This window comes from Dolichospermum flos-aquae CCAP 1403/13F (genome assembly GCF_012516395.1).
Classification (GTDB): domain Bacteria; phylum Cyanobacteriota; class Cyanobacteriia; order Cyanobacteriales; family Nostocaceae; genus Dolichospermum; species Dolichospermum lemmermannii.
Window position 1 is genome coordinate 4229004 of the sequence record NZ_CP051206.1, and the last position, 11989, is coordinate 4240992.

Here is an 11989-nt window from a genome sequence, read left to right on the forward strand (position 1 = left end):
TTTTATTCTTGACAAGGATCTGATAGTGGTGGATGCCAACCAGCTTCTACCCAAAAACGCCGAGCAACTTGAATAGAAGGCTCATCACGTCGTTTATCATTGAAGTCAAAGCGATCGCTAGTAGCTCTTCCTGTAGGCGTTGTACCTACAATTTTTATACCATCTTTTGTCCATATAAAATGCCCTGACCATTCTTGCTGACGAGGGTTAAATAAAGCAACTTTCTCTTGAGTTTTAGGATCAGTAGCTACTATAAAATTATAATGACGCTCATTACAGCGATGACAAGCCAAAGCTAAATTATCCATTTCATCTGAACCTCCCAAAGACTGCGGCATAATATGGTCAATGGTAAAACGGTCGGGACTCAGGTATTCAGGAGAGTGGCAATATTCACAGAGGAATTTAGCTCGTTTTCTTATAAGTCGTCGAGTTGGTTCGGACACCATTTACTTTTAGCCGCTAGTTGAGCATTAATTAAGGTAAATATTCGCTGTAACTCCGAGATACCTACATATTCCGCTTCCTCTTCAGAAGTCAGCGTATCAGATGTTTTCTTTGCTAATAGTTCTTCAAAACGTATCTGTAGTTCTTCGGTAAATTTAAATAGATAAATATTACCAAATTCACTCATCTTCATACCAGAAGATATTAAAGACGAAGGTTGAACCATTAATTGAGTAGTCATTGTGTGTTCACAGTGTCTTTATTTCTATTATCTCATAAAAAATCCTGCAAATCCTTAAATCCTGGATATCCTGATATGGCTAACGCCACGCTTAGCTATCAGACAAAAAAATATACTTTATAACTCATCCTTTCCCAACCGCAGACAAGAACATTTTTGCAAAAAACCCGCTGCTTTTTGATCAGCATCTGGATTATGAATATGTATTGGTGTTGGTCGAATAATCCCCTTAAATAAATCATCTAAACCGTAGGGAGTAAAAAATTGCCATTCTCCCTGTTTAGTCATGCTAACTCCTACAGCAGTCGCCGTATGTAACCAATTTGTAATCCCATCTTCTGTACTATTAAAAATCATATTTCCAGCCCGCCAATTTCCAAAACTAGCTTGATTTTTGACATCAAACTCCTGTTCAGGAAATTGTGTTTTTAAAGTAGACTTAGCAAATAATTCTTGTTCACGATTTCCTACATCATCAAAAAAAGCAATATCAAAATCTTTGATGAATAAATCACATTCTTTCCCAAACAGAGAACGCCAAACTGTGTTTCTGACTGCACCCCCAGCTAACCACCAGTTAGGTAAATCGAGTTGGGCTATTGCAGGTAAGACGGTGGCAATAATAGAATTAGAAAGAATAATTTGTAATTGTGTATTATTATTCATAATGTATAATTTAGAGGAGCATGAATAATATGACCATAGATAGTAATACTTTGGATTTAGTGACTGGGGGATTAGCACTCATTATTTTAGTTGGTGGGATGTTAATGATGTTTACCACCATTTTCAGCACTAAAAAATAATCAATTACCTCACCCAGTTTGGCTGGGTGATCAATAATATCAGTTAAGAAACATCAGCACCAAAGGCTATTCTAATTACCCAAAATATCATTAAAGTGGCGATCGCTAACCAATCACCCATTTTCAACTTTAATTCCTGCCATTTAACTCGATGTTCATTAGGACTCGTAAAACCCCTTACCATCATCGCATTTGCCATTTGTTCCGCCCTTAAAAGCAGATTTTCTAATAATCTCTCAGTCACAATTAACCAAACTTTTGCCCCTCCTTTTAATCCTAGCTTTTTCCAATTAATTGCCCTAGTCATTACAGAACGCACTAGGTTTTGGATTTCTTCTAAAACTAGGGGAATAAACCGCAAAGATAAAGTTAACGTCAGGGTAATTTCTGTAACGGGAATATTGAACCTTCTCAACGGCTGCATTAAACTTTCCATTCCCGAAGTAATTTCTTCCGGTGCAGTTGTGAGTAAATATAAATTAGTGCTGTAGATTAATGTAAAAACCATTGTACTCAAGCTAATTGCCAAATCCAAAGAACGGCGATTTACTTTCACAAATCCTTTATTAAATAGCACATAGCTATATTCTTTATGACTATCTGCTAATTCGGGAGTAACTTGGATCTTTTTATCAGTTATTGGTTGGGTGAGGACTTGTTCATTTGCAGGTAAGCGAGACTGATAACTTACACCTAATCCATCAGGACTAATGGAGGCAATGACTAATACCATAAATGATAATATCAACAACCAGCCCATTTGTTGTCGCCATACTCGCAGAGGAATTTTGGCAAATACAGTAAAAGTAATTAGCAGTAATACCAATAATACCCGCCAATAGTTATTAGCGACAATATAGCTACTCAGAAAGCTCAATAACCAAATTAACTTAACTCGCGGGTCGAGTTTATGTAACCAAGTTTGCGGTTCTTCTAAGTAAAGTCCGAGAGGAAGCGATCGCAATAAATCCATATTTTGTCAGTTGTCAAACAATTTTGGATTTTAGATTTTAGATTTTAGATTGGGAAAGAGATTTTCAATTTTTCCACAGTTGAAACCTAGCAAATCATCCCATCCAACCTACGCAATATTTCTCCTGTTCAAATTCGGAATCATCCAATCCAAAATCCAAAATTTAAAATCTAAAATTCCATCAGTTTCCTATTTTACACGAGTAGCGCGATTTGGACCGCCAATTTCCACGTCTCGAACTTTCTTACTGCGCCAAAATAGCCGAATGGGTGTACCTTGAAAGCCTAACTGTTTGCGGAATTGGCGTTCAATGTAACGGCGATAATTATCATTAAAGCGGGTATTGTCATTAACGAACAGCGCGATAGAAGGAGGCTGACTACTCACCTGAGTACCATAGTAAATCTTACCCTGACGACCGCCCCGTGAAGTCGGTGGTGAATGCCAACTGATAGCATCTTCTAGCACTTCATTAATGACTGATGTACTCACACGGCGTTTGTGTGCCTCAGCCGCTGTATTTACCAATTCTAAAATCTTTTCTACCCGTTGTCCCGTAACAGCACTAACATAAATGGTATCTGCCCATTCTGTAAAGTGTAAGCGTGATTCCAATTCTTTTGCATGATCATAGATGGTATACGAGTCTTTCTCGACAGCATCCCACTTATTAACGACAATAACACAAGCGCGGCCTTCTTCTAAAACGCGACCTGCTAATTTTTGATCCTGTTCAGTTACGCCATCTACGGCATCAATCACTAATAAAACCACATCAGAGCGGCGAATAGCTTTGAAAGCACGGTTAATACTGAAAAATTCTGTCCCGTATTCTATATGTTTCTTTTTGCGAATACCAGCAGTATCAATTAACCTATAGGTTTGATCACCTCGTTCAACTACTGTATCAATTGTATCTCTAGTTGTTCCAGAAATAGGACTGACAATAGCTCTATATTCACCAACAAACGCATTGAGTAGGCTGGATTTGCCTACATTTGGTCTACCAATAATGGCAACTTTAATTTCCTTATTTTCCTCTTCTTCTACTATCAGAGGAATGTGATTCATTAACTCATCCAGAATTTCCCCTGTCCCACTACCATGAATCGCGGAAATGGGGAAAGGTTCACCTAGTCCCAATTCCCAAAATTCAGCAGCTTGAATCGCCCCTTGATCTGGAGATTCACATTTATTCACAGCCAGCAATACAGGTACTGGTTGTTGCCGTAACCATTCAGAAATTTCTTCATCTGCGGGCATCAAACCAGCTTGCCCATCCACTACAAAAATGGCAGCAGAGGCTTCTGAAAGTGCTGTTAACGCCTGTTGGCGAATCATGGGGAGAAATTCGGTGTCATCGTTAAAAACCAAGCCACCTGTGTCCACTACCACAAATTCCCGATCATTCCAAAAAGCTGGACGATAGGTGCGATCGCGTGTTACCCCTGGTTCATCATGGACTATTGCCGTTTGATCTCCGGCAAGACGATTTACAAAGGTAGATTTGCCCACATTGGGGCGACCGATAATTGCAACAATTGGCAATGCCATAAACTAGAGTTCTTTAGTGCTGAGTGTGTAGGTGTGCTGAGTTTTGTCTCTACGTTCTTCACCCAGCACTGTTTTAGAGAACTTCTAATTTTATCATACTTTTTGTCAGTTGTCAGTTGTTAGTAGGGGCGAAGCATTTGGAAGATAAATTATCGGTCATTGCCAAAAATAGTTCTCCAAATGCTTCGCCCGTACAGTTGTCAGCATTTGGAAGATAAATTATCGGTCATTGCCAAAAATAGTTCTCCAAATGCTTCGCCCGTACAGTTGTCAGCATTTGGAAGATAAATTATCGGTCATTGCCAAAAATAGTTCTCCAAATGCTTCGCCCGTACAGTTGTCAGTGGTAATAATTTTTTCCAGTCCCCAATGCCCAATGCCCAATGCCCCATGCCCTTTCACTCAACTATTGTAGCGATCGCTTCGTCAATTCCAGAAGATACACTAGGTAATTCCAGACAATATCCCGCACCGTAGACAGTCTTAATGTAGCGTGGATGACGAGGATCTGGTTCGAGTTTGGTTCTCAAATGACGAATATGCACGCGAATAGTCTCAATATCATCATCAGGATCATAACCCCAAACTTCTCTGAGGATTTCGCTGGGGGAAACGGTTTGTCCATGACGTTGTAGCAAGCAGTGGAGTAACTCAAATTCTAAATGAGTCAATTTCACTGTTGTTTTGAACCAGATAGCCTCAAATCTTTCGGGAACGAGAGTAATCGGTCCATAGTTGAGAATTTCGCTATGTTTTGCAGCTTGGGGAATCCTGTCCGTGCGTCTTAATAAAGCCCGTACCCGCGCTAATAACTCCTCTAGCTCAAAGGGTTTGGTGAGATAGTCATCCGCACCAGCATTAAAGCCTTCTACCTTGTTTTGAGTTTGGCTTAAAGCAGTTAACATCAATACAGGAATTTCGGAAGTGCGTTCATCCCGACGTAAGCGTTGACAAACTGTAAACCCATCTACTCTAGGTAACATGAGATCGAGCATAATTAAGTCTGGTTGTAGCTGGAGAGCCAGCGCCTGACCTTTGATACCATCTTCGGCTTGACTAACATCGTAGCCCGCCATTTCCAAGTTGACGGCAACAAGTTCTGAAATCGCTGGGTCATCGTCTATGACAAGAATCCTCGGCATTCTTAAAAATTATAACTACTTTATTTAAGGATAATTGACGTTTCCTCGACTACCAAAATTTCGCTTTGCTGATTCTGGGAAAAAGTTGAGGGATTGTGAGATCATGGAGCAAACTCTAGACAGTTGTTTTCCTTGATATATAAAAAGATTACCACCTCAATTATAAAAAATATGTTAAACCTAATATAAATATTAAAAGTAAATGATTGTAATATTTATATGTATAAATACGAGTATTTGCCGCCCTATTTTTTGCAAAATGGCGTGACAATGACGACTTATACAGCTTTATGGGCTAATCGTGATTGGGAGAGTAAAACTACTCACCCAGAACCAGAATATCACGAAGTCATCTTCACAGGTGGTCAAGGTGTGCCAATTTTTGGAAAAGTTGCTATTCCCCCAAATGCCCATAGTACGATTCTTGGCACTTATGGTATTACTGGAGAATTAGACCAACAATGGTTTTTAAGAATTTTGGGACGCAAGGCTTACGCCCAAGGCTATGCTGTGGTGTTATTTGATTGGCGGGCGCATGGTAAAACCGCAGAATTATCGCCAACATTGACTTCTGATGGTTTGTATGAAGGGGAAGATTTTGTCAGAATTGCGGAAACTGCGGCAAAAATGGGTTGTCCTTCGCCATTTTGGTTTACGGGCTATTCTTTGGGGGGACAATTGGCGTTGTGGGGAGTGAAAGCCGCAGCGGATTTAGCACCTAAAGACATTGATATTGCAGGTGGGGCGGTGATTTGTCCGAGTTTGGATTCGTTCCGTTCATTGACTTATTTGGTTACACACCCCTTTGGTAAATATATTGAATCTCGCATTGCTAAGGAATTGAAAAAACTGGCCTGGAAAATTCATGCTGTTTATCCTGAATCTATGCAACCAGAAGCTATTGCACGGGCTAATAGTATTTGGGGATTTGATGAAGAATTGGTGATTGAACGTTTGGGTTTTGCCACCGTCGCTGATTATTATCAAGCCAGCAGTGGGTTAGAATTATTACCTAAATTGTCCAAACCAACTTTAATTTTATATGCTGCTGATGACCCTTTATTTGATCCTGCCATTATTCCTGATTTAGAAGCCGCTGCTACGAAAAACCCTGACATAGATTTATTACTGACTCGCTACGGTGGACATGTTGGTTATGTGAGTAGCAAAAAATGTCAAAATCAATATGAAGATCCTGATCAATGGTGGGCTTGGAATCGTGTTTTAGAGTGGATAGAAACAAGCCGTAGCCAAAAAATTGAAAATGGTTCTATGCAAAAAAGTAAAGTTTAATTATTAGCGATTGTGTTTAATTTTAATTGGCTACCTGCACCTAAAAAATTAGATTTGTTATTAAATGATGTGCATATTTGGCGCATTAATTTAAATTCATCAGAATCACAATTACAATTTTTTCGAGAAACTTTATCTAGTGATGAAATTGCTCGCGCCCAAAGGTTTTATTTTCCTGAACATCGGCAAAGATTTATTGCTGGACGTGGCACTCTCCGCGCCATTTTAGGGCAATATTTGGGTATTGATCCCAAACAAGTAGAATTTGAATATCAGCCCCGTGGTAAGCCTTTATTAGCGGCTAAATTTGCTGATCAAGGATTATTATTTAACTTATCTCATTCCCAAGATTTAGCTTTATTGGGGGTAAGTTATCAACATCAAATTGGTGTAGATTTAGAATATATTCGCATTATGTCTGATTTGGAAGGTTTGGCAAAAAGATTCTTTTCATCTAGAGAATATGAACATCTGCGACTTATTTCTCCCCAAGAACAGCAACAAATATTTTTCCGTTATTGGACTTGCAAAGAAGCTTATTTAAAAGCCACAGGAGATGGTTTAGTAGAGTTAGAAGAAATTGAAATATCTTTAACACCAAATCAACCAAGTCAATTACTTGTATCAGGAGATTGGAATTTAAGAGAATTAACACCAGCAGAAAATTTTGCGGCTGCGGTTGTAGTTGCAGGTAGCAATATTAATTTGCATTGCTGGGAATATTACTGAAAAAGAGTTCAGAAGTGAGAATCAATTATTGGGGATACTGAATTCTTTTTTATTCCCTCTTCTGACTTCTGACTCCTATTCTAGATACTTTCTATTTCAAAATCGCGTAAGTGGGCTTTAAATTTTTTGCCAAACTGCACTAAAAAAGGAAAGTTAGCACTCACGGGTCTACCCTGCCATTGGGTGACAATAGCCACTATTTCTCCTTCTGTACCTTTGATGTCAAAAGCCTGACCGCGATGTTCAGGATGATGATAAACTACTACTGATTCTTTCACTTGCACGCGATCGCCTACTTTCATAATATCTTATGTATCTAACTTTTTTTGTTCCCAAACCATCTCCACAGCTTTTTTGAATATAAAATCCAGCATGATTTAATGGCAAACTCAATTTTACAACACATCGCGCTATTCAGCCGTGGAACAAACTTGTATATTTCTTATTAAGTTCATTGGTAATGGGTAATGGGTAATGGGTAATGGGTAATGGGTAATTGGTAATCAGTAAACCAAAAAGTTTTTCCCAAAGAGCGATTTTTACGGAATGCTAACGCTATTGCTACAGACGAAGCAGGCATTAACAACAAAATACCATAGATATTTATGTGATATACAATACTAAATACATAAGAAATAGTTATAGTAATTTGCGTGTAACTCTGGCAATAAGAGGTGTTCGCCAATTAGATACTAGTGTGGCTTTAATTACTTATTTATTAGCAGAACTTGAATCCCTCAAAATAAATGTAAAAAAACTCTACTTGGATAGAGGATTTTTTAATACTCCTGTAATTAGATGGTTACAGGCATTAGATATCCCCTTTCTTATGCCTGCTATCAAGACTGGAAAAAAAGGAGGAATCAAACAATTTCTCAAGGGTAAAAAAAGTTATAAAACTACCTATACCATTACAAGAGACAAAGATGATTTCGTCACATTTGATTTATGGATTGTCTGTAAATATAGAAAGGGAAAGCATAAAAAGCATGGAGTTCAATACTTTGTTTATGTTGCTTATAAGGTCAAAACAAATTTAAATTATATCTATCAAGACTATCGAAAAAGATTTGGCATTGAAACTAGTTATCGTCTGAAAAATATTTGTCGAATTAAAACGAATAACAAAAATCCAGTTTTGATATTACTATTCATTGGAATATCCTTTCTTCTAGTTAATATCTGGGTGAATCTATAGGAATCCGGTTTGATTGTTGTTCATTATACTGAGACTCAATCGTTGATTCGATGGGGTTTACGGTTTACAGCTTGTTCAAAAATCAAATAGTAGCCCTATACTATGGCTCAAAATCAGCCGTAAAAGGAAAGGTAGTCGATTAATTTATCGCACACTTTTCACACTCAAACAGATGTTAGCGTTTTTATCTCAAGCCCTACAGAGGAAATATCAAGTCGTTGAAAGCATTTATATTCCATCCGGTTAGCGTCAAGAAATTATTACCCAGCTAATCATAAGTAATTGTTATCTATATGATATCTACTGGTTAGAACACTGGGGATTAAAAAGTATTTTATATTACTGAATCTTTGATGATAACATCAGTGTTTTATAGGAATCGCTTTTTGGGAAAAACTTTTTGGTTTACTGATAACCAGACCCCCTGAAAAATCAATGTTGTTTTGTCTGATATTACCTACTTTGACTCATAAGTTGGTATTTGAGTTTCAATTGTATTGATTAGTAACTATGTACTAAAATATGTCTGCTTGTATCATTCTTCGTGTTTACTTAAAACGGGAACGACAGAAAATCTGAAAGCTATATACAATAAGCTTTTTCAGCTTCTATTTCCGTTTGAGCAAGGATCTCGGCTCAATGCCTAATTGATAGTAACGTAAACAATCATCTGGTAAAAGACTCAAGATAAAATCTCTGTCCTTATTCCAATTAGAAATATGTTTCTCCTGATTGAGTGTAACCATTTGATTATTTTCTATATTACTTGTTTTTGCCGCTACATAAAAGTCTAATTTTTAACCGTTTTTAGTATAGTCGTAGAAAAACTCTAGAGAATTTATGAACGAAGAACTACACTCAAAAAATATGAATTTATAGAAACAAACAAATTTGAACAACATAAGTACCTGAGCAAAATTAATTGAATATTTTGGGAACAAATAAAAATCCCTCTAGTGCTTATCTGTTCCCTGTTAGAAAGTTCCCTGTTCTATCCGTTGGTTAACTGATTCAGTCCCACCTTTGTCCGTTCACATATAAAAATACGCTGTTCTAATGGTAACGTACTAATTAGTTGACTGCACTTTTCGAGGGAAGATAAAATTTCTTCTAGATGAAAAAATAGTTCATTTTCTACATTAGCACGCATTGATATATTTGTACCTATTGTTTCTATCTCGTGCCACCAGTTTGAGGGAATAAATAACATATCCCCAGGTTCAAGAACAGTTTCCATCGCTTCTAATTCTAATACTCTGGGATGAGCTTTCAAGTCTGGCGATCGCAGATTAACCAAAGAACGTCGATCCTCACCTGTTAAAGAGTCATGAATTGGGTAAAGTTGTTGGAAGTATTTGGGTGAGAGAAGTAGTACGTGCTTTTTGCCATACATATGTATTAAAAATCCGGCGTGCCTATCATAATGAGCCTTTGTTAGCACACCAGAAGCGGTAATATACATAGACCTATCACTGTTCATAGCCTCCTGAGGCCAACGGACTTGATCTATTAGTTTTGCTGGTGCTAGATTGCCAAAAATATAATATCGCTCATCTTCTTCTAATATAGGTGGGTGATTTCCCAGTCCTGATATCCGTTCAAAAATTTCAGTGACTTTCATTTCTACAATTACATTGTTCCCCGGTTTTCCAGCGCGCCTAGTGACAACAGCATTCTCTGGAGACATAACTGTTACCCGTCCATTTATCCCACTCCAAATATCAGCATCAGGTGCAAACTCTTGGACGTTTTCAAGATAGTTACGAAGAACAACAGGTTTAGTTTGCTCCATAAAATTGACAGATAAAGCCTGTTTTCCTCTCAATTCTGGGACATCGGCAACTGGAAACACCCAATCTTTCATGATTACCATTTTATTTTTACTACAAGATACAAGTCAACTACTTACACTGACTCCTGCCTCCTGAATTAATGATCCATTTCCATTATACAACCTAACTGCACAATGGCTGATTATGCTCAGACAACTAGCTTTGACTTTTAAAACATCCTTTTATGTATGACAATAGAAATATTACTGAAGTTAATAGACACATTCCTACAACCCTTTTAATATTGATTGTGGAATGCTAGTATTTTGGTGATGTCTAATTTGAACACTTGATATTATAAATACAATGACAGATCAGCACCTAAGCCTTGTCCGTACACTTGTTATGAGTGAGATGAGAGTTTTTGTTACAATTTGGCTAGGTCAAATAATTTCTAAAATAGGTTCTGGTCTAACTAGCTTTGCTTTTGATGTCTGGGTTTATCAGCAAACTGGATCAATAACTCAATTTGCTTTCTTGACTCTTGCTATTACCCTGCCTGCGTTCTGTATTGCTCCCATTGTAGGTGGTATTGTTGATCGCTGGAATCGTCAATGGATCATGGTAATTAGTACGATCTGTTCTAGTATCTGTGTCCTGACCATTGGTATTCTCTTCATTTTGGGAAATTTGGAAATTTGGCATATTTATTTGGCCGTGGCTGGAAAATCAATCTTTACAGCCTTTAGTGGCACAGCTTTTCGTGCTTCTATAATATTAATGGTTCCTGAAAATAAATTAGGGCGTGCCAGTGGATTTACCCAAGCAACAGATTCAATAGCTCGTTTAGTATGTCCAGCATTGGGTGGAGTTGTACTGGGAACTTTGCACTTGGAAGGGGTAATTTTTGTTGATTTTATTAGTTTTATGTTGGCTATTATTCCTCTTTTGGTCGTAGATATACCAAAGCTTCCACCTACAGATGACTTACTGGTTGACATTCAACAGACATCTTTTATATCAGGAATACAACAGGGATGGAATTATTTATTAACTCGACCAGGAATACTATTATTGGTGCTTTTGCGAACCCTTTATAATACAACAATAGGAGCAGCGTTAATTCTGGTAACACCACTTCTACTAACTTTGACTAGTCCTGAGAGTTTAGGCTTTGTGATGTCTCTGGCGGGAAGTGGTATGGTTGTGGGGATTATATATCTAGCAATTGTAGGCGATCACCAAGAAAACCTAGTAAACCTGATGTTTATATCCATTTTATTAGGTTCTTGTGGTCTAGTAATAGCAGGTATCCGTCCTTCCTTAATACTATTGACAATTTCTGGGTTCTTTTTCAGTTCAGGAATTCCGGTGATTAACGGTTGCTTCCAAATTCTATTACAGAGAAAAATTGCTCCTCAAATTCAAGGGAGAATTTTTTCACTCAATAACATGATATCTATGCTTTTTCCGCCATTGATAGCGATCGCTATCGGACCGTTAGCTGATAGAGTTTTAGAACCTTTAATGGATTTTGATGGACCCTGGTCCAGAGGAATTGGTCAAGTTATTGGTTCAGGTCCTGGTAGGGGAATAGGTCTTTTGTTCATACTGACAGGACTAATCACAATCCTATTTACTCTTATAGTCTACCAATATGAACCACTGAGAAAACTAGAAACTGAACTGCCAAACGAAGTGGACTTTTCTTCAGTCAATTCAATCAATCACAAAGTTGTGGATGCCTAAAATAATTGTAGTCAAGCCAATATACATCTCTGAAATTATAATCTGAAAACAAACACCCTATTACAGATCAATACTTTTGCAAAAA

14 protein-coding genes and 1 pseudogene are annotated in these 11989 nt (G+C 37.7%); 5 read left to right on the forward strand and 10 right to left on the reverse strand.

The genetic code is table 11. The annotated features are described in order from the left end of the window. Window positions 1-2: 2 nt before the first annotated feature. The 5 genes from HGD76_RS20370 to der all read right to left on the reverse strand — a co-directional run bounded on the left by HGD76_RS20370 (window position 3) and on the right by der (window position 4021). Window positions 3-449: an HNH endonuclease gene (locus tag HGD76_RS20370; protein ID WP_148766422.1), complete on the reverse strand. Its 447-nt coding sequence runs from the start codon at window positions 447-449 to the stop codon at window positions 3-5. Continuing rightward, on the reverse strand, window positions 419-688 hold the full coding sequence (locus tag HGD76_RS20375; protein WP_148766420.1) for a hypothetical protein: 270 nt from the start codon (window positions 686-688) through the stop codon (window positions 419-421). Before HGD76_RS20375 ends, HGD76_RS20370 begins: the two co-directional genes overlap by 31 nt. A gap of 117 nt (window positions 689-805) precedes the next feature. After that, the gene (locus tag HGD76_RS20380) at window positions 806-1354 is read right to left on the reverse strand and encodes a nucleotidyltransferase family protein (protein ID WP_168696845.1); all 549 of its coding nucleotides are present in this window, start codon (window positions 1352-1354) and stop codon (window positions 806-808) included. A gap of 183 nt (window positions 1355-1537) precedes the next feature. Beyond that, window positions 1538-2467, reverse strand: coding sequence for an energy-coupling factor transporter transmembrane component T family protein (locus HGD76_RS20385; RefSeq protein ID WP_148766415.1), 930 nt, complete (start codon window positions 2465-2467; stop codon window positions 1538-1540). A gap of 189 nt (window positions 2468-2656) precedes the next feature. After that, entirely contained in the window at window positions 2657-4021 is a 1365-nt protein-coding gene (der, locus tag HGD76_RS20390; protein WP_168696846.1) for a ribosome biogenesis GTPase Der, read from the reverse strand. A 250-nt stretch (window positions 4022-4271) separates the two neighbouring features. Here der and HGD76_RS25590 point away from each other — a divergent pair, with 250 nt between their 5' ends. Further along, a complete protein-coding gene (locus HGD76_RS25590; protein WP_233466943.1) occupies window positions 4272-4436 on the forward strand; it encodes a hypothetical protein in 165 nt (54 codons plus the stop codon). Here the strand turns inward: HGD76_RS25590 and rpaA are convergent. Continuing rightward, window positions 4420-5163, reverse strand: a complete 744-nt coding sequence (gene rpaA, locus HGD76_RS20400) for a two component system response regulator RpaA (protein ID WP_015078386.1) — start codon at window positions 5161-5163, stop codon at window positions 4420-4422. The two genes, HGD76_RS25590 and rpaA, sit on opposite strands and share 17 nt — an antisense overlap. Window positions 5164-5382: 219 nt before the next feature. Between rpaA and HGD76_RS20405 the strand changes: the two genes are divergently transcribed. Continuing rightward, the gene (locus HGD76_RS20405; protein WP_168696847.1) at window positions 5383-6456 is read left to right on the forward strand and encodes a YheT family hydrolase; all 1074 of its coding nucleotides are present in this window, start codon (window positions 5383-5385) and stop codon (window positions 6454-6456) included. Window positions 6457-6468: 12 nt separating this feature from the next. Further along, the gene (hetI, locus tag HGD76_RS20410; RefSeq protein ID WP_168696848.1) at window positions 6469-7185 is read left to right on the forward strand and encodes a 4'-phosphopantetheinyl transferase HetI; all 717 of its coding nucleotides are present in this window, start codon (window positions 6469-6471) and stop codon (window positions 7183-7185) included. An 80-nt stretch (window positions 7186-7265) separates the two neighbouring features. Here the strand turns inward: hetI and HGD76_RS20415 are convergent, their stop codons facing one another. Together HGD76_RS20415 and HGD76_RS20420 are read right to left on the reverse strand one after the other, a co-directional pair. Continuing rightward, window positions 7266-7487, reverse strand: coding sequence for a ferredoxin-thioredoxin reductase variable chain (locus HGD76_RS20415; RefSeq protein ID WP_015078389.1), 222 nt, complete (start codon window positions 7485-7487; stop codon window positions 7266-7268). A gap of 149 nt (window positions 7488-7636) precedes the next feature. Then, window positions 7637-7870: a hypothetical protein gene (locus HGD76_RS20420; RefSeq protein WP_168694557.1), complete on the reverse strand. Its 234-nt coding sequence runs from the start codon at window positions 7868-7870 to the stop codon at window positions 7637-7639. On the opposite strand from HGD76_RS20420, the pseudogene HGD76_RS26410 reads away from it, so the two are divergent. Then, window positions 7790-8630: pseudogene (locus HGD76_RS26410) on the forward strand (transposase); the annotation flags it as partial. The gene HGD76_RS20420 and the pseudogene HGD76_RS26410 sit on opposite strands and share 81 nt — an antisense overlap. Window positions 8631-8991: 361 nt before the next feature. Here the strand turns inward: HGD76_RS26410 and HGD76_RS20430 are convergent. Together HGD76_RS20430 and HGD76_RS20435 are read right to left on the reverse strand one after the other, a co-directional pair. Further along, a complete protein-coding gene (locus HGD76_RS20430; RefSeq protein WP_168696850.1) occupies window positions 8992-9129 on the reverse strand; it encodes a hypothetical protein in 138 nt (45 codons plus the stop codon). A 245-nt stretch (window positions 9130-9374) separates the two neighbouring features. Continuing rightward, window positions 9375-10247: a cupin-like domain-containing protein gene (locus HGD76_RS20435; RefSeq protein ID WP_168696851.1), complete on the reverse strand. Its 873-nt coding sequence runs from the start codon at window positions 10245-10247 to the stop codon at window positions 9375-9377. Between the two features lie 274 nt (window positions 10248-10521). Here HGD76_RS20435 and HGD76_RS20440 point away from each other — a divergent pair, with 274 nt between their 5' ends. Next, window positions 10522-11904 carry an MFS transporter gene (locus HGD76_RS20440; protein WP_168696852.1) on the forward strand — a complete coding sequence of 461 codons (1383 nt, stop codon included), beginning with the start codon at window positions 10522-10524 and terminating at the stop codon, window positions 11902-11904. The last annotated feature ends 85 nt before the right edge of the window (window positions 11905-11989 follow it).